General features: G+C 42.1%; 17 protein-coding genes and 1 riboswitch. Of the genes, 11 read left to right on the top strand and 6 right to left on the bottom strand.

Translation table 11 applies throughout. From position 1 onward, the window contains the following. The first annotated feature begins 2 nt into the window (after positions 1–2). From NBH15_RS04025 to NBH15_RS03975, 11 genes are all read left to right on the top strand, one after another. Entirely contained in the window at positions 3–1,103 is a 1,101-nt protein-coding gene (locus NBH15_RS04025) for a fimbrial protein (protein WP_250822053.1), read from the top strand. Positions 1,104–1,318: 215 nt separating this feature from the next. Further along, complete coding sequence (locus tag NBH15_RS04020) at positions 1,319–2,347, top strand: hypothetical protein (RefSeq protein ID WP_250822052.1); 1,029 nt, start codon at positions 1,319–1,321, stop codon at positions 2,345–2,347. A gap of 217 nt (positions 2,348–2,564) precedes the next feature. After that, the gene (locus NBH15_RS04015; protein ID WP_250822051.1) at positions 2,565–2,705 is read left to right on the top strand and encodes a hypothetical protein; all 141 of its coding nucleotides are present in this window, start codon (positions 2,565–2,567) and stop codon (positions 2,703–2,705) included. 251 nt (positions 2,706–2,956) lie between these two features. Continuing rightward, a complete protein-coding gene (locus NBH15_RS04010; RefSeq protein ID WP_250822050.1) occupies positions 2,957–3,847 on the top strand; it encodes a hypothetical protein in 891 nt (296 codons plus the stop codon). A 38-nt stretch (positions 3,848–3,885) separates the two neighbouring features. Next, on the top strand, positions 3,886–6,774 hold the full coding sequence (locus NBH15_RS04005; RefSeq protein WP_250822049.1) for a hypothetical protein: 2,889 nt from the start codon (positions 3,886–3,888) through the stop codon (positions 6,772–6,774). A 611-nt stretch (positions 6,775–7,385) separates the two neighbouring features. After that, complete coding sequence (locus NBH15_RS04000; protein ID WP_186959893.1) at positions 7,386–7,835, top strand: HU family DNA-binding protein; 450 nt, start codon at positions 7,386–7,388, stop codon at positions 7,833–7,835. Between the two features lie 261 nt (positions 7,836–8,096). Further along, entirely contained in the window at positions 8,097–8,549 is a 453-nt protein-coding gene (locus tag NBH15_RS03995; RefSeq protein WP_007655285.1) for an HU family DNA-binding protein, read from the top strand. 126 nt (positions 8,550–8,675) lie between these two features. Beyond that, a complete protein-coding gene (locus tag NBH15_RS03990; RefSeq protein ID WP_128134716.1) occupies positions 8,676–8,918 on the top strand; it encodes a DUF6722 family protein in 243 nt (80 codons plus the stop codon). A gap of 410 nt (positions 8,919–9,328) precedes the next feature. Then, a complete protein-coding gene (locus tag NBH15_RS03985) occupies positions 9,329–9,886 on the top strand; it encodes a DUF3575 domain-containing protein (protein ID WP_007655282.1) in 558 nt (185 codons plus the stop codon). A gap of 8 nt (positions 9,887–9,894) precedes the next feature. Continuing rightward, on the top strand, positions 9,895–11,382 hold the full coding sequence (locus tag NBH15_RS03980) for a DUF3868 domain-containing protein (RefSeq protein ID WP_128134718.1): 1,488 nt from the start codon (positions 9,895–9,897) through the stop codon (positions 11,380–11,382). A gap of 57 nt (positions 11,383–11,439) precedes the next feature. Beyond that, complete coding sequence (locus NBH15_RS03975; protein WP_233567359.1) at positions 11,440–11,808, top strand: hypothetical protein; 369 nt, start codon at positions 11,440–11,442, stop codon at positions 11,806–11,808. 112 nt (positions 11,809–11,920) lie between these two features. Here the strand turns inward: NBH15_RS03975 and NBH15_RS03970 are convergent, their stop codons facing one another. The 6 genes from NBH15_RS03970 to NBH15_RS03945 all read right to left on the bottom strand — a co-directional run bounded on the left by NBH15_RS03970 (position 11,921) and on the right by NBH15_RS03945 (position 21,872). Beyond that, complete coding sequence (locus NBH15_RS03970) at positions 11,921–12,556, bottom strand: thiamine diphosphokinase (RefSeq protein WP_186959891.1); 636 nt, start codon at positions 12,554–12,556, stop codon at positions 11,921–11,923. A gap of 25 nt (positions 12,557–12,581) precedes the next feature. After that, a complete protein-coding gene (locus tag NBH15_RS03965; RefSeq protein WP_250822048.1) occupies positions 12,582–13,643 on the bottom strand; it encodes a PDDEXK nuclease domain-containing protein in 1,062 nt (353 codons plus the stop codon). A gap of 60 nt (positions 13,644–13,703) precedes the next feature. After that, positions 13,704–14,297 carry a nicotinamide riboside transporter PnuC gene (gene pnuC, locus NBH15_RS03960; protein WP_128134720.1) on the bottom strand — a complete coding sequence of 198 codons (594 nt, stop codon included), beginning with the start codon at positions 14,295–14,297 and terminating at the stop codon, positions 13,704–13,706. Between the two features lie 13 nt (positions 14,298–14,310). Beyond that, positions 14,311–16,512 (bottom strand): TonB-dependent receptor, encoded by a 2,202-nt coding sequence (locus tag NBH15_RS03955; RefSeq protein ID WP_250822047.1) that lies wholly within the window; start codon positions 16,510–16,512, stop codon positions 14,311–14,313. Positions 16,513–16,575: 63 nt separating this feature from the next. Further along, positions 16,576–16,691, bottom strand: a riboswitch (TPP riboswitch). 137 nt (positions 16,692–16,828) lie between these two features. Next, the gene (locus NBH15_RS03950; RefSeq protein ID WP_244050277.1) at positions 16,829–18,436 is read right to left on the bottom strand and encodes a SusD/RagB family nutrient-binding outer membrane lipoprotein; all 1,608 of its coding nucleotides are present in this window, start codon (positions 18,434–18,436) and stop codon (positions 16,829–16,831) included. 40 nt (positions 18,437–18,476) lie between these two features. Continuing rightward, positions 18,477–21,872, bottom strand: coding sequence for a SusC/RagA family TonB-linked outer membrane protein (locus NBH15_RS03945; protein ID WP_250822046.1), 3,396 nt, complete (start codon positions 21,870–21,872; stop codon positions 18,477–18,479). Positions 21,873–21,881: the final 9 nt, after the last annotated feature.

Genomic DNA, 21,881 nt, shown 5'->3' with positions numbered 1-21,881 from the left:
ATATGAATAAGATATTATATGCAGGATTCGCTTTATTGCTATGTGCTTCCTGCTCAAATGACAATGATCGGGATATAACTTCGCTACCGGAAGCAAAGATTTCCTTGCAGGTGAAAGCCAGCGGTACGAACAAGAAAAGTCCCCTGAAAGCTATCACAAAAGCCGGTACGGATGCAAACGAACTTGCGGGTGAAGCTTACATTAATAATATTACTGCATTCGTGTTCAACGAAGACGGTTCACAATTGCTTTCTACCACTCCCTATTATCAGGAAACAACTCCAGCTGATGGTGAGTTGACTATTCCGAATATTCCGGCACGTGCAGCCAAGGCCCGGATCGTATTGGTCGGGAATGCAAACGGAACTTTGAGTAATATCACCTCATATGCAGGTCTTGAAGCCGCTCTTTGCCAACTATCATCACAGGTGCAGGATAATCTGACCATGAGTAGTCTGGTAATCGAAACAGAGGAATCACTGGTAGCTGGTGATGAAAATTATATCGGTTATGAATCAATGGGTAAGGATAATATCAACGGAATATCTACTCCGTTGGAGTTGACTCGTTTGGCAGCACGCTTGGACGTTGTCGGGATAAAGACAAATTTTACACGGCCTGAACTACTGAGACGTACCGTAAAAATTGAATCCATCACGGTGGCTAACCAAAAAACAGCTTCACATTTTTTCAGTCACGATTATTGGGGTACGGTTGTTGCCGACGGTAATCTTGGAACAAGTGCAACTACAGCTATGGATCTGGTAGTCGACAACAATACATCGCTCAGTGAAATAGCTTACCGTACTTATGTGATGGAGAATGACGGAAGCGAGCAGCCGACCGAATTGCTCATCAAGGCAACTATCAGCGCCAAAGATCCTTATCAGGCTCGGACACGCGAATTCAGGGCCGTTATCAATGAAAAAGGCTTGTCAGCTTACGGACATAATTTTGTAAAACGTAACTACGTATATAAGATAATCATATCGTTCAATGATGACAGTTTTGAAGAAGAGGAATTATATGTATCGGCTGATATAAATATCATAGTTGCTGAATGGGATAGGGAAATTATTGAAATACCTGCTATTGATAACTAATTAAATGTTCCGGTAAATCTCTCAAACGATGATTGTAAATCTATCTATTTAATATGATATAGAATCACCCGCATTTTTTGAGACTTTTGCCAATCTGATAATAATGAAACGTCCTCTACATTTGCAATGTCAAACAAAACAAAGAAGTTCAAACATTCTTTTAGTGTAGGGTAAACTAAAAATAAAATATATCAACAATTTAAACATTTTGTAATATGAAGATCAAGAATCTATTTATTATGTCATTGGCAGCGTTTTCATTCGTTGCATGTTCTAACGACGAAGAATTGTCAGTTCCTCAAACAGCCGACGTAGTGGTCAATCTGGCAAGCGTGGCTCCTGAAACAAAAGCAACAACAAAAGCATCAGCTTTTGGCGAAGATGCACTTAAGAGTCTGGAAGCTGAAAAGGATATTACTTCTGGTTCATTATACGTGTTTGAAGGAGCAACTTTTATCACAAAGGTCGCTATTACGGGCGAATCGGTTTCAGTGCCTAAACTGACTGTCGGTAAATCCTATACTTTTGCCGCAGCAGTTAATACAACAGATCCTAATGTAACAACGATCGCTGGATTGGAAGATGCAGTTATTGCGTTAGGAAGCAGTAAAGAGAAAGGTGCTTTTGTTATGTACGGCAAAGCAACTGAAAAAATTGGCGCAGCCGGTGGTGAGCCTGCAACACCCACCAGTGTTCAAATTACTGTAAAACGTGTACGTGCTGGTGTACAGTTAGTTTCTATTAAAACTAATTTCGGTGGAGAAGTTCCTGTATATGCTAGAGAAGGTGAAGCGTTTGTTAAATCGTTGAAAATATTAGGTACAAATCCGACATCTCAGTTGGATGGAGGTGTAATTAAGGCAACTTCAGGTAATATAAATGGTATTGAGGCTTCTTTCGGAGATGGTCTTGGCTTCGATTCTAATCTAACAAGCGTTGAAGTTAAAGACAACGGTGTTCGCGCATATTGCTGTCCGGGTGCGTTGACCTATGTCGTACTCAACGTTACTTATACATATCAGAAAAAAGATTATAACAGAGTATATAACATTACTACATTGAATACCCTTAATCAGGGTGAGGGTTTGCTTGCCAATACATTATACGGTTTGGAGGTTGTGTTGACCGGTGCCGGTTCTGAAGAAGAAGGTGAGCCTGATGCATTTAACTCTGCTACTGTAACTTTGGCTGTAGCCGACTGGTCTGATGGTCAGATTCATGATGTTCCTAACCAAGAGAATTAATAGAATAATACTTTCTGCAATAAAAAAGCTCTGTCAACCTTTTTGACAGGGCTTTTTTTCTTTAGGAAACCCCGACAACCCGATTCTCTCCCCTTTCTTTCCACGGGAAGCATTAAAAATCGGATTTTTCTCCGAATCAATTAGAATATCTGCACTCAATCACTTCCCTTTATTACCCTCAAGAAAAAATAAAGTATTTATCCTAAATTTAATGCATATGAAAGAAATTGCAATATTAAATCTGAACATTCTCCATGTAGAAGAAAGTTTCGGTTTCTTGAAACTGGTCAATGCAGAAACCCTTTTACTGAATCCCGGAGGTGGAGGAGACCGTCCGGAGATCGAATCTGTACGCTAATTTCCGTCGGCAGAAGAAAAAAGGAGGCTAATGCGTTAAAAACCATTAGTCTCTTTCTTTTTTTGACCTTCCAACCTTTGTAAATCTATCTCCCGTTAGGGGTGTAACTATCAATTTTCACTACTTTTCCACATTGCCACTTTTACCCCTTAAACATGAGATTTTGACCTATCCTCACTTATTTCGGCATACCCTACATTTGCAGTATAAAATCGAACGAGATAGTAAATAAAGCAATAAAATATAGGGTCATGAAATTACAGAATATCTTCGCATTAATCGTTACATTGATTGGTTTCGCAGCTTGTACTTCTGAGAGCGAACTACTTGATACCGCTGTAAACGATGATTTAGTTCCAGTAACAATAAGTTTAGGTTCTATACAGACAAAAGCCTCTGTCGGTTTAGATACAGATGAGGGCACAATCCAAAATGCAGTTATCGGTATTTTCGATAGCAAGGGGATACCGACAATTACTCCGATAGTATTAGAATCGGGTAATAGCGAATTGATTCGTATTCCTTTGGTGAAATCAAATGCTTATGCTTTTGTAAATGTTTCAACTGAAGATATTAATACATTGAAAAATATCAGCAGTATGAATGACTTTAAAAGTTATGCTATAACTAAACAGCTTACTCAGGTTGCTGCAGCTTTACCGAAGTTTGGAGAAAAAACAAATTTTACTCCGACTGCAAATGGTAATATCGAAATTCCGGTAAAGCAGTTGACAGCACGCTTGGATGTAAGAGTCTCTGTTGAATTAACAGAAAATGGTCAAACTGTTGATGCTTCTTTTGTAAAAGAAAGTCTTATGTGGACTGATATTTTTGCGGAATCATCTTCTACCTCTGGTAATGATGGAAATTTTACAACCATAATAAATAGTGTTACGTATGACAATGTAATAAATCGTACATATTCATATCCAGGTGTTACACCTTCTATAACTTTAGTAGGTACAATAAATGGTGAAAGAAGATCTTTTTCTTACACTTTTAATAGTACTTTGGAAAAAGATAATGTATATCTATTAAATGTAAAGATGAAAGGAGATGTTTCTAAACCTGTAACTATCACAGTAGATTATCAGATGGTTAACATGGGTAGAGAAAATATCAATGTTCCTGAATTTAATTAATAGAGAGAATAGGGTAATAATTATAAAAAGTTGATTGTATGAAAAAATATAGTTTGCATGTATTAAGTTTATTAGCGGGTATATTTTTATTATCTGCTTGTGTAGATGAACAAGCAATTAAATCTTCCACAGATGTGGAAGAAGGACGTGCTGTTAATTTATCTTTATCTTTTGCCACAGGTGATCCGGAAATAATACAGACGAAGAGTGCTTTGACAGAAGGTCGTGTATCTGATTTGTATGTACTCCTTTTTGATGAAAACGGAACACGTGTTCCTGTAACAAGTGAAAATAAGGGGTATTTTGAACATTTGAGTGGATTGTCAGGCTCTATTTCTTTTCAGACAACGACAGGTAAACGACGCATTTATGGTATAGCCAATCTAAAAAGCGATGCAACTCAAAGTCTCAAGAGTTCATTAGATAATATTGCTGAAGAAAGTGATTTAGCAACAATACCAGTCTCTTTAAAAGATAATATCGTTTCTTTTACTGGTAATTCTTTTCTTGCGTCCGGCTATTATACAAGTGGTAAAGAAGCAACAAACGAACCGGAAGAAGCAGAACTTGTTTCTATTGACTTAAACGATGGTGGACAAACTGTTATTAAAGATGATAATGGCAAAACAATCGATGGTTCAATTAAATTAATTCGTTTGTTTTCGAATATAACATTTTCTATAAGCAAAATTGGTGATAAAGTAGATTCGTTTGAACCAATTTCGTGGAAAATTGTTAATGTACCTGTGACATCTTCTCTGTATAAGGGGGGGAGTTCATCTTCAGAATCTTCAGATTATTTTCCTACTTCAGTCAGTCAGCGATTTGTTAATAATACATTTGAATTTGCTATGTTGGAAAACTTGCAGTCCTCTACTGATATTTCAGATAAAAATATTCGCGAAGCAGCAGACAAGCGTCCGTCAAATGCAACTTATGTTGAGTTGAAAGGACATTTTGTTGGCACAGGAAAGAGAGAGGGGTATCAGAATCCTGCAAAGGTCGATGCTAATGTAACATATTTCATAAGCTTAGGTATGGGGTCTGATAAGAATTCCACTGATTTAGGAGATTATAAGAGTAAAAGAAATAAGATTTATGTATATAATATTCAGGTAGCAGGTGTTGATGAAATTATAACAGAAGTGAAAGAAAAGAGTCCTTATCATAGAGCGGATGGTGATGTGACTTATGTCGAAGGTGAAGTTGATAATTATGATGCCCACTATGAAAGTAGTGTATATACTTTTAATATAAAAGATATAGATGCATATGGCACGGATTTCTTGGTTAAAACACCATTTACAACAGGATATATTAAACTCTCAGACGCAAAAGAGGAAAATGATGATTATGCTGAAAATTGGCAGTGGATTCATTTTATGGTAAATGAAAAATTTAGCGGACAGTATTCAGATAATAAGCAAAGATATCCCAATGAGAGTAATAAGTTCAAATTAATGGATGTGAAAAAATTCTCAGAGTATCTTAAAGAGAAAAAAAATTATCTTAATAATGAACTTAAAGTTACATGCTTTATTGATGAGTTTTATTATAAAAGTAAGAACTGGACAGAATTTGTAAATACTGAACCACGTGTTATGCAAATAATGTGTAACATTGATAGTTATACTCATAATACTAATCATTCCAGCTCTTTAAGAGAGGCTCGTTATACAATTTCCCAAAAATCAATACAAACGATCTATGCTTTAGATTCTAAAAAAACAGCTTGGGGTATTGAGTGGATAAATGAGACGGATCCTATCTCTGCTGATAATTATGGAAATAATACCAAGGGGGATAATATGAATAATGGATATGCCAATTTATTAGCAGAAACACAGTTAATAGGTAAAGATTGGTATGCTAATGGGGCGGATTTTAGTTCTGAATTAAAAAAAGCTTATGCAGCATGTATGTCTCGTAATAGGGATGAAAATGGTGATACCAAAATTAGTAAAGATGAAATGAAATGGTATTTGCCTGCTATTTATCAGTATATGGATATTTGGATGGGGACATTCGGGTTGCCGAATGGTTTCGCTCTTTATCAGAAGAACGGGGATTATGATCATTTTTATGCAAGTAACAAAAAACGTATTTTGTGGGCAGAAGAAGGGTCTTCGTTTGGAAATGATAATGATGGATCTGACACAGGTCGTGATTATGGGAGATCTATTCGTTGCATCCGCAATTTAGGCATGTCTAGTGAACAAGAAGCTGCAGGTACTTATCCGGATCAATATTATTCTGAGAACAATTTAGTATTTGATATGTCAAATATGAATAGTCAATCAATTCGGGAACAGTATTTGGAGGGAGAGTTGGATGAGCATGTTCATACTGACTTTAATGGTGCTAATGCTCCCTATAAAAAATTTAAGTTTGCGAAAGATGTTGTACCCAATTTTACAGTTAAAGTTTTAAGTTCAGAGAATAAAAGAGTTTATGCTACCGGAGGTGAAACTCATGAAAATAAATCAGGGTATTTTGAACAAGGGGAGGGACCAACAGGATATTCGCCAGATTACACCCAAAAATTCACTACAGGCTATGGCTGGAGGAAAAAAACTTATTATCGTTTTTATAAGGATGAGGAACAAGAGGTGTGGAAAGATAAAACTCAAAGTCAGATAACACGTACTGATTTAACAACTAATATGAGATTAGGTAATTCTCCATGTAAATATTATTCAGAGGATGGAGACTCAGAGGGTTGGAGGGTACCTAACCAAAGGGAGTTACAGATGTTGATACGTGCAGAAAAGACCGGAAATAAAACGGTGTATTCATGGACAAGTTATGCTTTTACGGAGAATCGTGTTTATATGTTTTATGAAAATATTTTACAATTAACAAGTCCTGGGAATCCAAAATATGCTAATCCTCTTTTATATATCCGTTGTGTGAAAGATGTAAAGTAAAATATATATAGCAGGTTGCGATTAATAAAAAGGTTGTAATTTAAACTGTGTCAGTAAAAAGGAAGTCGGTTTCCATTTTGCTGACACAGTTTTTTATGGATATTACAATAGACTGCATATTTTCTGACGTTTTTATTTTTAGTTCTCTACTTTTGTTCAACTAGAATACTCCAATTGACTGAACAGAAATGCAATTAAATGAAAAAAAGTGTCGTTTCGTCACGTGAAAACACATAGGTCTTCAAGGCCATAACCTCCCGCCGTACCTTTGTTTCATAATCATTTAAAACAAAATAGTATGGCATTAAAGTATGTAATAAAGAAAACTGTTTTCGGGTTTTTATGTCTTTTTCAAGAAAAAAGTGCCCGAATGTTCCCGTATCCTTCCGTAGGTTCCTTTGGCCCCTGACCGGTGTCTTATCTTTGTAACATCATCGAGAAACAAAGGTCTGACGGTGTTTGGATGAAAAAACGGTTGCGATTAGGAACATATATGGCAGTAAACCGATTTATTCCTATTTAAACCTTCTTATTCCGCTCTAAACCGCTCTATCCCGTTTTCATCGGAACGGCCTGCTGTACCTTTGTTTCGTAATCATAAAACAAATAGTATGGCATTAAAGTATGTAGTTAAGAAAACTGTTTTCGGGTTTGATAAAACCAAGACAGTGAAGTATGTAGCCCGTCCGTTGATGGCAGGTACAGTAGGTTATTCCGCTCTTTGCGATCAGGTAACCAAGGTTGGTATGGCGCCTCGCGGCGTAGTGAAAATGGTGACCGACGGTCTGATCGATGCGATCATGTGGAATCTGGAAAATCATTTGTCGGTGAAGCTGGGTGATTTTGGGACGTTCCGTCCAGCTTTTGGTAGTAAGAGCCAGGATACGGAAGAGGCTGTGAATGCGGAAACTTTGCGTCATCGTAAAATCATCTTTACTCCGGGTTCTTATTTCAAGGACATGCTGAGCGAAGTAAGCATCCAGAAGTTCGAAATCCCCAAAACCGATGAAACCGGCGGTTCTCAGGGCGGCGGTTCGGAAGACCGTCCGGAGATCGAATAGGTTTCGCTGGAGTAAGTGACGTATTAAAGTATCTAAAATATTGCTGTTTCAGAGAAGCAGTGAGAACAGGAAAAAAGCTTCTTCTATGAGTTTTTATTGAGGTCAATGCTTTGTTTATTAGAATGTTATTGTGTTTTGATATCCTGTTCTTATTGCTTTTTACCCCTTTGAGCATAGTATATCTTTGCAGTGTAATCGATTATTTATTGAAAACAAAGAATTCATTATATCCTTTTTTATAATCATTTAATAATAACTAGTATGGCATTAAAGTATGTAGTCAAGAAAACTGTTTTCGGGTTTGATAAAACCAAGGCAGTGAAGTATGTAGCCCGTCCGTTGATGGCAGGTACAGTAGGTTATTCCGCTCTTTGCGACCAGGTAACCAAGGTTGGTATGGCGCCCCGTGGCGTAGTGAAAATGGTGACCGATGGTCTGATCGATGCGATCATGTGGAATCTGGAAAATCATTTGTCGGTGAAGCTGGGTGATTTCGGGACGTTCCGTCCTGCTTTCGGCAGCAAGAGCCAGGATACGGAAGAGGCTGTGAATGCGGAAGCTTTGCGCCATCGTAAAATCATCTTCACTCCGGGTTCTTATTTCAAGGACATGCTGAGCGAAGTAAGCATCCAGAAGTTCGAAATCCCCAAAACTGATGAAACCGGTTCGGGCAGTGGCGAAGGCGGTGGTTCCGACCGTCCGGAAATCGAATAGGCACAATTCTTTCTCTGATTAACAAAGCAGGCACGAACCGGATAACGGGGTCGTGCCTGTTTTGTTTTAGTAAATATTTATGTGTCTCATACATTCCTATTCGAAAAAAATCACCATATTTGCAGTATGAGCAATTGGGAAAAACAGCAGGAAGTAAAGAAAGAAGGACGGGAAAGGGACAGATCTCGTAGAGAGAATCTGAGTAAATTCTTCTATGACTTGGCTAAACTGACGTTTGCTGCTATTGTTTTAGGTGAAATGTTAGTTTTACAGAAAGACATGGCAGATCCTATGAGTTGGTATATGATTTGTGTAGGAATTTTGCAAACATATATATTAGCGTATATTGGAAATAAAATATTAAAGTGAAATGATATGAACGGACTAGCATTATTTTTTACAATAGGTTGTGTTGTTGCCGGTGCTTTTTTAGCTTGGCTTTATACCAAGCCCGGCAAAAAATGGCTTGAGAATTTGTAACGGAATTTTCTCTTATATAGAATAGATAAACTATAAGAAACTCCGGGAAGTATCTGTAACAGGATATTTCCCGGAGTTTTTTTATGCCTTTTTCAACTGCTATCTATCGGCAATCCTATCCGAAAATGAGAGCTCAGGTGGTGTTTCTATCAAAACCGGCTAATTTGGTAGAAACACCCTATCAACTTGAAAGACTTGCCTATTATTGGGAATAAAGTAAATAACTACTTTTGTAAACGTTGAAAATCTTTCTTTTTAATTAGATTTGCAGGGTAAATGAAATTATAATAATAATGTATATGAAAAAAGTACTTTTCCTCTTTTTGCTTTTGGCAGGTATGACGAATGTCTATGGACAGAAGTTTGCGGTGAAGTCTAACTTGCTTTACGATGCTACTGCTACCATTAACCTGGGAGTAGAGGTCGGATTGAGCAAAAAGTGGTCACTGGATTTGTCCGGTAACTATAACGGCTGGATGCTGGGAGACGAAGCTCGTTTTAAACATTGGCTGGTACAGCCGGAAGCACGTTATTGGCTGTGCGAGAAATTTAACGGACATTTCTTCGGTGTGCATGCTCATTATGCCGATTATAATGTGGGCGGCCTGAAGATTCTGGGTGATAATATGGAAAATCACCGTTATCAGGGACATCTGTATGGGGCAGGTCTGTCGTATGGTTATCAGTGGTTGCTGAGTAACCGGTGGAGTATGGAAGCTGTGATCGGTGTGGGTTGGGCACATCTGGAGGACGACAAGTATCCGTGTGCTGTTTGCGGCTCTATCGAGAAAAGCCGTACCAAGGATTATTTCGGCGTGACAAAAGCAGCTCTTTCCTTTATTTATTTCTTTAAATGATCGGGACAATGAAAAACAGAAAGAATATCTATATTGTAGCCGCTTTGTTGGTGGCCGGTGCGGTTCCAACAGGAGCGCAAACGGGAAACAGTCCGATCAGTGTCGCTTGCAACGACCTGATGCAGAAAGGGGATTCACTTTATATCGATGCAACAATCCGGGTGAAGGGTGACCTGATCGAATCGCGTAAGTCATTGACATTGACTCCGCTGTTGGAAAGTGCAGACCAGAAAGAAGGACTTCCTTCCATCTTGCTGAACGGGAAGAACCGTGCAAAAGTCTATAAACGCGAAGTGGCGTTGAAGAATTTGCAGGATGAACCGCGTTATCAGGTGCTTCGTGCCAGTGATGCTTCGGAACATGTGATCCCTTACAAAATGACGATCGCCTGGGAACCGTGGATGAAAGATGCCCGTTTTGTATTGGCACAGGATCTGTGCGGATGTGGAAAAGAAGAAGCAGTGGGTCCGTTGCTGATCGCCGATAAGATCCGTATGGCACCGACGGAACGATATAAAGTGCAGCCGACACTGGCATATATCTCGCCGGAGGCTGAAACAGAGAAACATCGTGCCGAAGTGGGAACGGCTTATCTGGATTTCCAGGTGGGTAAATCGCAGATCTTGCCTGACTTCCGTAATAATGCGTCTGAATTGGATAAGATCAACAGTACGATCCGTTCGGTAACGTCGGACAAGAATATCACTCCGAAGGGTATTATATTGAAAGGTTATGCTTCGCCGGAAGGTTCGTATGCTTCCAACGACCGTTTGTCGGATAATCGTGTGAAGGCATTGCGCGATTATATCCGTTCGAAGAATGATTTCCCGCAGAGTTTCTTCACGCTGGAAAACGAACCTGAAGACTGGGCCGGTTTCAAAGCGCAGGCAGAGGCAGACTATGATATGCCGGCACGCGATGAAGTGCTTAGCATTATCAACAGTGATTTGCAGCCCGACCAGAAAGAGACTAAACTGCGTGCTTTGAAAGGCGGATCTGCTTTCAGCTATGTATTGAAAAATATCTTCCCGTCGTTGCGCCGTTCGGAATATCGTATCGACTATACGGTCCGTGAGTTTACGGTAGAAGAAGGTCGTGAGATTATCAAGACCCGTCCGCAACAGTTGAGTCTGAGTGAAATGTTTGCCGTAGCCAACAGCTATGAAACGGGAAGCAAGGAATATAACGATGTATTTGAAATTGCTGTACGCATGTACAGTTCTGATCCGGTGGCTAATCTGAATGCTGCTAATATCTCTATAGGAAAAGGCGATTACGAATCCGCTAAAAAATATCTGTCGAAAGCAGGTAATTCGGCTGAAGCAATCCATGCCCGTGGCGTTATAAAATTAATTGAAGGTGATCTTGACGGGGCGGAAACTTTGCTGAAACAGGCAAAAGAAGCCGGTGTGATAGACGCAGCAGCTAATTTGAGAGAATTACAGAAGAAAAGAGATGACAATGCTTTATTTGATAGTTTCAACATGCATAATTGATATGTATACCGTGTGGAATTGTAATAAATAGAGTCTATTTTTGCATCAGAATGATTTATGGAAAAGCATAAAAATAATAATATGGAACATGCTGCACAAGTCGAATACGTTTTAGTAAACGAGATTGACAACCAGAACGGAGTGCATCTGTATCTGGAAGGAAATAAATGGTGCGCCTATGAACGTTCCGCTTATTATCTGGCTCAGTTGAAAGTGCCGGTTGTAATAAAGAAGGAAATAGTTCGTGACGGATATGACGTGATTCTGTTGAAAGCTTTTTTTGAAGTGGACGACATGCGTTTGCCTCTTGCTCCGAAGACTATTTTGAAACAAGTGGCTGACGACAAGCTCTTATTTCAGTTGAACGATCAGATCGATGGCTTCCCCGAATGGAAGGCTTGTCAGCTGAATCAATTACCAGCATAAAAGGTGAAGCCGTGAGGCTTCGGTTAAGTATACTAAGTTGTAAAATTGAGGGTGTATTAAGTCCCCGGAAGTGAGTGGTTATCCTTCCGGGGCATTTTTTTTTAATTGAAAATTATGCGGGGGACTGGAAATAGACGATTAATCGGGCATCGGGGGATAAGGTGAGGGTAAACTCGGTTTCCAGGGCTTCGTTGAGGGAGCCTTGCCACCAGGATGTCAGGCGGCGTCGGGTGATGGGCCATCGGAGGCCTTCGGTGGTTATTTCTCCGCAGGGATACATGGAAAAGATGGATATTTGCTGGCCGGGTGTGCATGGTAGCGTTGTTGTCCGGAGGACGGGGATGAAGCGACCGTAATCGGAGAGCATTTCCACGACTTCGAATAGAGGGGCAAAGTCTGTCAGCAGGGAGATGTTTCCGAGCGTATGGTCTTCGCGAAGTCCCGTAGCTCCGAGAATCAGTACTTTCCGGTAACCGGAAGCGTGGGCGAAGCGTACAGCCTTGGTTAGGTCGTTTATCTCCTGATCTTCCACGGTATGGATACGGTCGGCATATAGCCGGAGCATTTCCGGAGGAATACTGTCCAGGTCGCCGACAATGGCCGACGGGACCAATCCCCTTTCATGAAGGTTCTGCACGGCCCCGTCGCAGGCAATGATGACGGGTGTTGCTTTTAATAATTCCAACGGCCCCGCTGTTTGCGGAAAACTGCCGTTAGCCACTACTACACAATCATATAATGTTTCCATTTGTATTTATTCCTTTCTTTAAACTTTATTCTTTTAATTCAGCTTCAATTTCTTCTATTGAAGGCAGGCTTCCCTTGAAATCTTCCGGGCATAGGCGAGTTAATTCGTATTCTGAGACACCGATGGGCTGACTAATTCCTTTCAATGAATATTCGGCAATAAAGCTATCTTTATTTTTACATATCAGTAAACCGATTGTTGGATTATCTGTCTGATGTTTTAATAAATCATTTACAGCAGTCAGGTAAAAACTTAATTTACCGGTATATTCTGGTATGAAATCGGTTGCTTTCAACTCGATAACAATATAACACCGTAATTTCAGATGATAAAAGAGTAAATCCAGATAAAATTCTTTATTACCTACTTTTAAAGGTATCTGGCGGCCAACGTATGCAAAACCGGCTCCTAACTCAATTAAAAATTTCGTGATATTGTCGGTTAAGGCATTTTCCAGTTCGCGTTCTTTATAGCTATCTGTAAGTGTAAGAAAATCGAAATTGTAAGGATCTTTTAGTAATTCCTGGGCCAGGTCACTCTGGACTGTTGGTAATAAGCGGGAAAAATTTGATACGGAATGCCTTGTTCGTTGGTAGTCTTGTTGTTTGATGGGTTGATCCAGAATACTGCGGCTCCAGCTATATTCGATGGTTTTATGGATATAGAACATAGCTTCTTCTGTGGATTTGCATTGAGCAATAATACGAAGATTATGGCCCCAGGGGATTTGGGATACTAACTCTTGAATATTAAATATATTTTCTAATTGGCCAACAACTTGTTGGCCAATTGTAATGTCTTTATAATAAAACAGATACCATTGTTTTATGTATTTGATATTGCTGATAGAGAAACCTTTCATATTAGGAAATTCCTGCTGTAGATCTGAACTTAATTGTTTTATCAAGCCATCCCCCCACTGTGATTGTTCCTGTTTGGAAACAATTTCCTTTCCAAGTTCCCAATATAGATTGATTAATTCTGCATTAACTTTCAGAGCCGCTTTGATTTGGCTGTTTCGTATACGGAATTTAAGATCGGTGAGCCATTGCTTGTATTCAATGTCAGATTTAAGAATTACATTCATAAGGTTTTGTTTTTTATAAGTTTGTAATACCTCACAAATGTAGAGTTTATTTTCAACATTTCATATCCGTTCTTTATTTATTCCTTTCTTTTTCCAGGTGAAATATCCGACGATGGCCAATATTGCGTAGCAAATGTACAAAAACATGGTTGGATAGAGGCCACGGAGGTAATAAAGATAAACGGATATGCAATTGACGATTACCCAGAAGATCCAGTGTTCGATGATACGGCGGGCCAGCATCCAGGTGGCTACGATGCCGACGGAGGTGGTGAAGGCGTCGCCCATCGGGATGGGGGAGTCTGTGAAGTTATGGAGTACGTAATATAATAGGGCGTATATAGCGAGGATAGCGGAAGCTATCCCTGCTATATACGGCCAGGTGATATGACGGTAGAAAATCGGGTCATCGGAAACTTTCTCTTCGGTGACGCTTTTTTTCGTGCAGGTCCATTTTTTGAAACCGTAAATGCTGATGGCAACATAGTAGATATTCAGTCCCATATCGGCATATATCTTTGAGAAGAAAAAGACAAATACGTAGACCAGGGAGGTGAGGAAGCCTACCACCCACATCGCTTTATGCTGCCTGATCTCTAATAACAGGTAGAGAAAACCTGTAATGACACCGAAATATTCTAATAGTTGCTCCATAATTTATATTTTTCTAGAACCTGATTGTTACTCTGGCCATGGCGTTTGTGCCGGCTTGGGTGAAATAACCGTCGTCTTTGTTGACGACACCTTTGCTGATGTAGGTATATACCCAGGCGTTTGTTTCATATTTCTCGTTGAAGAGGTTGTTGATGGTGACGTCGACGCCGATCTCCTTGACGAACTTCGGTTTGAAAACGTATCCGACACGCAGGCTGTTCACGAAATAGGGATCGATGGAACGGTCTTTGGTGGAGGTATTGTCGATGTATTGACGGCCTACAAACTGTGAGTTGAAGCTGGCGGAGAATCCTTTCAGGTTGAAATCGAACATGCTGTTGGCGATGATACCGGGAGAGAAGGCGATGTCGGTCGTTCCCAGATAATAACTTGCCTGGCCTCCGTTATCGAAGTCATCTATATAATGAGTAAAATTCTTTATTTTGTTGCGGCTCAGGGTGACGTTTCCGTTCCAGTCCAGCCAGTGGGTGATACTTACGCCTCCGGTCAGTTCAATTCCCATGCGGTAGCTGTCTTTGATATTGCTGGTCAATGCTTCACCGATTTCGCTGATTTTTCCGCTCAGGATCAATTGGTTGTTGTAGTCCATAAAATAAAGATTGGCTCCGACGCGGAAACGCTGGTTGCCGAAGCTGTAACCGACTTCGTAGTCGTAGAGTGTTTCGTGGGAAGGACGTTCGTTGGCCGCGGCTTCCGTAAAATTGTCGCGATTGGGTTCACGGTTGGCGACGGAGAAAGAGACGAAAGCATTATGACCGCCTTTCTGGAAATTGATACCGGCTTTCGGGTTGAAGAAGTTCCAGTATTTGTTGACGTAGATTTCCTTACCGGTATTGTCGTCGCTTCCTTTGATCGTATAGTGGATGCCGCGGTATTGTAGGTCGAGGTATCCGTTCAGGTAGGGGTGGAACCGGTAGTTACCCTTTACGTAAAAGTTATAATCCAGTTTGTTCCCTCTGTTACGGTAATATTCGTAGTCAGGCGAGGGGAGTGCTTCTGCATTTTTGACCCACATGACACGGCCGAAATGGTCGCCTACATATTTATTGACAGCTGAACCGAAGCTTATCTGGAGACGTTCGGAGCGATAGTTCGCACTGTAAACGACACCGTAAAAGTCGTTGTCCAGCCATTTGCGGCGGACGAGGTCGGAACTGACGATTGTGTCGCCTTTCCCGTTGATATAAGACTCGGGGAGTTTATATTTTGTAAATTCTTCATTAGGCTTATAGTCTTCGTAATATCCTTCTCCATGTGTGTAATGGAGAGTCAGGTTCATATTCCACAGGTCGCTCAGTCGCTGGCTTGCCATCAGGTGGTAGTTTTGCTGCCGGTAATTGTCTGTCTGGTTGTCGTAGAATTTTTTAACGCCGTTCTCTTCATATTCTCCGCAAGGGTTATAGGTCCGGTCGCTGTCCAGGTAAATGGAAGGGACACCGTTCCAGGCCTGATACGTTTTCTCTATATTGCCGAATGTCTGGAAGCGGATCAGGGTGTTATCGCCGTAATAGGTGGCAGAACCGAAATAAGAGTGCATATTGGCTGTCGCCCGGTCGATGTATCCGTCGCTTTGGACGTTGGAGTAGCGGGCGTCGAAAACAAAATGATCCCGGAGTACCCCGGTTCCTATTTTGACTGAGTTTTTGACGGTTCCGAACGAACCTGCCGAAAGGCTGTATTCGGCATACGGTTTCAGGTCCGGCTTTTGCGTTTGCATGGCGACGGTGGCACCGAAGGCGGCGGCTCCGTTGGTCGATGTCCCGGCTCCCCGTTGTATCTGTATGTTATCGACGGAAGATGCGAAATCGGACATGTTGGCCCAGAAAACGGTGTGCGACTCGGAGTCGTTGACCGGTACGCCGTTGACCGTGATGTTGATGCGGTTGGCGTCTGTGCCGCGGATACGGAAGCCCGAATAGCCGATACCTGTCCCGGCGTCCGAAGTCATGATGACGGAGGGGGATTGGGAGATGAGGTAGGGGATACCCTGGCCGTCGTTTTTACGGCTGAGTTCGTCTTTGGATACTTCGCTGTAAGCCACCGGAGTACCTTTGGCTACTTTAGTGGCGGTGACGACTACTTCGTCCAGTGATAAGTCACGTGAAATTTTGAGAGAATCGACAGGGTCGGGACGGTTTCCCGCTGCTGCGAATGTTGCCAGAGATCCGGCACAAATAATCAATACACTTTTCATCCTTTTTACCTTAATGTTTAAAAACCTGATAAATGAATAGGAGAGGTGTGTTGTGTGAAGAAGTATACCATGTTTTACAATTCCCTTCGCCGGCATTATCCGTATCAGGTAATATGGGTATAATCTCAGCCTGCGGCACGTACTGTATCGGTACGTGGCAAGCACCCCTTTGTATTCGGGGAGCAAAGATAGGGAAAGTCAGGGAATTGTACAAATGGAAAAAACCGCCGCGAATCACTTCGGGGCGGTTTCGACTCCACAATTTTCCATCAATTATGTTGTAATTATTTACTGTGGATATCTCTCTGTTTATTTGTTATTCAATAGTGGTGTACCAATTGCTCTTCATCCAGTTCAAAGGAGCGTACCAGCTGTCTTCCTTACCTCCCAGATGGGCATTCAGGTTGGCTGAGTTATAGTCCTTTTCGTCAGACGGATACTGGATGCGGTCCAGAGGAAGCGGAGTTGCGACAGACTGCGGGTCGCGTTTGAAATAGATTTCCGGATATCCGGTACGGCGGACAACGTTCCATGCTTCATATTCCTGAATGGCACCGTGATGGATCCAGCGCTGTGTTAGGATGCTCTTCTGCGGGTTACTGGCATCCCATTGTGTTTCGGCATATGCCTCTACTACAGCCGTAGAAGGAGGTGTCAGCGCGTCACGATAGGTACCGGTTGAATTCAAATCGAAATAGAATTCAGTGGAAAGTTTTATACCGTTGATATATTCGCTCTTGGCATTACCGGTAGCCCAGTTGTTGGCATAGGCTTCCGCCTTCATGAAAGCAACTTCGGCTGCTGTCATCCAGAGTCCCGGGAATCCGGGGTTACGGGTGAAGGTCGATGTATCCAGGGCTGCGTAATATTTAGCCGTACCATGCGTAGAGATACTCATATTCGTTTCCTGTTCCGTGAGTGTTTCAGACGGATCGAGGCCGATATATTCGTTATTCCAGTTGCTGTCATACAAGACTTCCAAACGTGGGTCCGGATTATTGGTGTTGGCATTCAGTGCACGTTGCATTGGACCGGACATGCGGTTGTAAGTTGAATTCTCGATTGCGTTTTGCAGGTCACGGTCAAAATCGAACTGGTCATCGTCGGTTTGTGTCACTGTGATATTATCAGAGTTTAGATCTACCATCGGATAAGTACCGGGATTTTCCAACATCGTTTTAATCGCAGCACGTGCCTCACTTACCAGGTCGCCGTTAGAAGCCAGGTGAGTAGCTACACGTAAACGCAGGGAATTCACATATTTACGCCATAAGGTGATGTCACCGTTGTTCACATAGTCTTCTGCATTCAGGTAAGTACTGGCATTGGCTGTAAGCGAACGTCCGTTGAGGTATGTGTTGACTTCGTCCAGGTCGCTCAGGATCATTTTATACAAGTCGATATCCGAATCGTATTTGGGTTTGGAAGCTTCTACGTCTCCTGTTGCCCATAATGTGCCGGCTTCAGAGAATGGTACTCCACCCCAGGCGGAACAAACTTCATAAAGTTGCTCTTCCATTACTGTACGTCCCAGCAGATAGAAGATACGATAGTCTTCTTTTTCTTCTTCCGGAAGGTTATTGAATTCGGTTTCCAATACCCTATACTGGGTGACAGTGTTGTAAAAGTTTCTCCAACGTTCGTTGAAATACCCCTGACCGGTACCGGCAAAACGGTCTTTACTGTTTGTATGACCGATTATTCCAGAGAAGAGACCGGAAGTAGTGGAAGATACATAATATCTGTAATAGACTGGATTCATCCATGTATTAGAGGCTTGCCATACCCCAACCATCAAGGCCGGGCATGATACCGTCTGTGTCTTTGACGGGTCCTGATATTGATCCGTGAATTTGTCGTCACTACAGGAAGACGTTGCCAGAAGGGCAGCACATCCAAGTGCGAGTGCATATATTTTTTTCATAAATCTTTCAATTTTAATATTCTATATTATTTTTCGTCAATTAGAAGCTTGCACGTAATGAGAAGCCGAATGAACGTGTTGTGGCTGTTGAACCACCAATCTGTGCCTGCGTGATCCAGGTTGTACCGTCTGTACATTCTGCATCGAATTCTTTCAGGCTCTTATAGAAGTAGAATAGGTTACGACCGTATACGGAAACCATCAGGTTCTTACAACCGAATTTGGAAGTGATGTTTTTCGGTAATCTGTAACCAAGGCTCAGTTCACGCATTTTTACATATGAATTCTTCTGTATTGCGTTTTCATAAGTGATGTTTCCGGAATATCCCCAACCGTATTGGTTGTAATATGATTCACCGGCAGTGATGATCGTTTTGTTTTCAGAACCGTCTTGTTTAACACCCGGCTGGATTACACCGTTATCGTAAACCATGTTACCGTTTACTGTAGATCCGGCAGGTTGGTCTGTCAAATGACGTTTTGAAGGGTCTGACAGGTCGTTTCCGTCTGCATACCAGGTAAGACCGCCACGTGAAGCATCACGGTTATCCAATGTACAATCCAGGATACCGAGTTCGGTCATATACTGGTAAGGCAAGTTCAGTACGTCACCACCAATACGGAAGTCGATAGTGGCATCCAGATAGAAATCTTTATAGCTCAATGAAGTGCTGATACCTCCGACAACTTTCGGCATGGCGTTACCTGCTCTCTGGCGTTCTGTATAGTCTACGATATACAGACCGTTATCGCCAACGACTTTGTTTCCGTTCTCGTCTTTTACCGTACCGTAAACATACCAGTCACCCATCGGGCGTCCTACTCTGGATTGCAGCACTGCGGCTCCGTTATCTACTGTAGAATGGTCGATAGAGTTGATGCCGTCTATCAGTTTCGTTACTTCGTTCTTGTTCCATGACCAGTTGGCGCGAATATCCCAGTTCCAGTCTTTAGTCTGGATAACTGTACCGTACATAGACATTTCAACACCGGCGTTCTTTAATTCACCGACATTCATCCAGATGGAAGTACCTCCTGAAGATGCTGATGTTGTAGTCTGAAGGATCTGGTCTTTTACTGTATTCTGGTAATAAGAAAGTTCGAAGCCCAAACGGTTGCCGAGGAACTTGTTTTCCCAACCCAATTCGAATTCGTATTTCTGTTCCGGTTGTATCTCATTGTTTCCAAGTGCCTGTGGGACCTGATTGTAGATATAACTGCCTACAGCGCTCTGGTTGTAACCGGTAGCTGCTTTATATATTTCCGGGGCGTTACCTACAACACCGTAGCTAAGACGAATTTTACCATAATCCAGCCATTCGGGTTTATTATCTTTCAGCAAAGATGAATAAATGACGCTACCGTTCACAGAAGGATAAACGAATGTGTTGGATCCGGGGTACAGTGTAGATGTTTTTTCCTGACGCACAGTTCCTTCCACATAAGCCCAACTGTCATAACCGAAAGAAGCTGTAGCAAAGAAGGCTTGTTTTAACAGCGATGCTTTTTTCATCGATGGATTTGCCGGTGTTAATCCGGAAGAGTTCAGGTGGAACCAGTTTTCAACACTCAGACCTCCGCGGGTACTCACTGAGGTGTCGAACTGACTTTCCTGGCGGGCAGACCAACCTGCGGTTGCAGCAACATTGTATTTTTCAGCAAATGTACGGTCAAACATCAACATGATATCACCATAATAGATCTCATACTTGGAGTTTTTCAATGTATAGGCTCCGGTATAGTTACCCGGCTGTCTGAATACGTTTGGCGTTTCCGTTGAGTTCTTATTCTCAATTACATTGTACGTCAAGTCTGTTGACAGACGGCCTCGCGCGGTCAAACCCGGAATGATTTCCCAACTTGGCGTTACACTCGCGATGAAACGGTTATTGTCTTCCAACTGTTCTTTACCTAAGATATTCCAGAAATACTCTGAAGACATCTGATAGTTGGCCGGATTCCAGTCCCAGGCTTCATCGGGTGTCAGTGTATTGCTGGTATAAGGGACGTTCATGTATCCCAAACTGGTAACAGTGCTGTTCTTCATTGCTGCGATGTCATCATATCCGGTGAACATACCTGCATAGTTTGTCAACAAGCGGCTGATACGGTAGGCACGGTTTTTAACATGCTGGCGCATATAGTTCGCCGAGTAATCCACTTTTAAGTTTTTCAGGATATTGGCGCTACCAGAAAGAGCAAAGTTGTGCTTGTTGTTGTGCGAGTTCAACTGTGTTGGCGTATTATCCATATAGGTATAGGAGAAACGCAGGTTGCCTTTTTCCGTTCCGTTGGTGATAGCCAGGTTATAAGTCTGGTTGATACCTGTCTGGAAAACATCGTTCCACTGGTTGTGGTCGATAGGCGCGTGAGTACGAATTGCCCCGTTATAATTGTATAATTGGGTGGTATAGTCGTATGGACGTCCCCATGAATAATAGGTATTACGCGGAGAGATTACCTGGTTCCCGTTACGGTCTGTACGGGTATTCTGGAAACCGGTTTGCTGTTCGAATTCACTTGCGGTGGCCAACAGGGCATTGTCGTATCCCGGACCGAATTCTTTCTGGATGCTCGGCATGTAGGCTACTTTGTCAAAGCTGACATTTGCACTGAAGTCTACACCGAGACCACTCTGGCCTTTACCGCTTTTAGAGGTAATCATCACAACACCGTTGGCTGCTTCAGATCCGTACAGGGCAGATGCGGCGGCACCTTTCAAGATAGAGATGCTTTCGATATCTTCCGGGTTGATGTCCACCATACCGTTGGATTCTACACGCTGGTTAGTCCAGTAACCGTCTTTGTTGGCGTCGCCGTTATGGATGGGCACACCGTCCATTACGATCAGCGGCTGTGTCGTACCGGTGATAGAAGACAGACCACGTACGGAGATGGATACGGAGGAAGTACCACCACCCGGAGCTGCCTGGATGCGCACACCTGAAGCCTTACCGTACAATGATGTAGCGAAGTCCGGAGTACCCGTTTTGATCAACTCTCCGGCATCGATTGTACTTACGGCATAACCTAGTTTTTTGGCGTCTTTCTTGATACCCATGGCGGTAACGACTACCTCGTCCAGTTTTTGAGTATCTTCAGCCAGTAGGACTGATAAGGAAGATTGACCGGTGTATGTCACTTCTTTTGTTGCATACCCGATGAAAGAAATCTGGATGACGCTTCCGTTCTTTACATCGTTCAGGCTAAAACTACCTTCTGTGTCGGTAATTGTGCCGTTTGTGGTTCCTTTCACAACTACAGATGCTCCGGCGATCGGGCCGAATTCATCTTCTACGGTACCGGTAACTTTCCCGTTCTGCTGGGAAATCGCGGTTTCATGCTTCTCTGGCGCAAAGTCAGCGGATGCACTTACGGGAAGTGTCATTGCTCCTGCGACAAGAATCAAGCTGACAGGTTTGAAGTTTTTCAACATAATAATTGA

This window comes from Parabacteroides caeci (assembly GCF_023656795.1).
In the GTDB taxonomy this organism is placed as follows: Bacteria; Bacteroidota; Bacteroidia; order Bacteroidales; family Tannerellaceae; genus Parabacteroides; species Parabacteroides segnis.
Note: the sequence above shows the minus strand (reverse complement) of the source record. Positions and strands in the feature narration are given on the sequence as shown.

Coding starts and splice junctions, on each gene's coding strand:
- NBH15_RS04025 (WP_250822053.1), top strand. CDS start 3: ATGAATAAGATATTATATGCAGGATTCGCTTTATTGCTATGTGCTTCC.
- NBH15_RS04020 (WP_250822052.1), top strand. CDS start 1,319: ATGAAGATCAAGAATCTATTTATTATGTCATTGGCAGCGTTTTCATTC.
- NBH15_RS04015 (WP_250822051.1), top strand. CDS start 2,565: ATGAAAGAAATTGCAATATTAAATCTGAACATTCTCCATGTAGAAGAA.
- NBH15_RS04010 (WP_250822050.1), top strand. CDS start 2,957: ATGAAATTACAGAATATCTTCGCATTAATCGTTACATTGATTGGTTTC.
- NBH15_RS04005 (WP_250822049.1), top strand. CDS start 3,886: ATGAAAAAATATAGTTTGCATGTATTAAGTTTATTAGCGGGTATATTT.
- NBH15_RS04000 (WP_186959893.1), top strand. CDS start 7,386: ATGGCATTAAAGTATGTAGTTAAGAAAACTGTTTTCGGGTTTGATAAA.
- NBH15_RS03995 (WP_007655285.1), top strand. CDS start 8,097: ATGGCATTAAAGTATGTAGTCAAGAAAACTGTTTTCGGGTTTGATAAA.
- NBH15_RS03990 (WP_128134716.1), top strand. CDS start 8,676: ATGAGCAATTGGGAAAAACAGCAGGAAGTAAAGAAAGAAGGACGGGAA.
- NBH15_RS03985 (WP_007655282.1), top strand. CDS start 9,329: ATGAAAAAAGTACTTTTCCTCTTTTTGCTTTTGGCAGGTATGACGAAT.
- NBH15_RS03980 (WP_128134718.1), top strand. CDS start 9,895: ATGAAAAACAGAAAGAATATCTATATTGTAGCCGCTTTGTTGGTGGCC.
- NBH15_RS03975 (WP_233567359.1), top strand. CDS start 11,440: ATGGAAAAGCATAAAAATAATAATATGGAACATGCTGCACAAGTCGAA.
- NBH15_RS03970 (WP_186959891.1), bottom strand. CDS start 12,556: ATGGAAACATTATATGATTGTGTAGTAGTGGCTAACGGCAGTTTTCCG.
- NBH15_RS03965 (WP_250822048.1), bottom strand. CDS start 13,643: ATGAATGTAATTCTTAAATCTGACATTGAATACAAGCAATGGCTCACC.
- pnuC (WP_128134720.1), bottom strand. CDS start 14,297: ATGGAGCAACTATTAGAATATTTCGGTGTCATTACAGGTTTTCTCTAC.
- NBH15_RS03955 (WP_250822047.1), bottom strand. CDS start 16,512: ATGAAAAGTGTATTGATTATTTGTGCCGGATCTCTGGCAACATTCGCA.
- NBH15_RS03950 (WP_244050277.1), bottom strand. CDS start 18,436: ATGAAAAAAATATATGCACTCGCACTTGGATGTGCTGCCCTTCTGGCA.
- NBH15_RS03945 (WP_250822046.1), bottom strand. CDS start 21,872: ATGTTGAAAAACTTCAAACCTGTCAGCTTGATTCTTGTCGCAGGAGCA.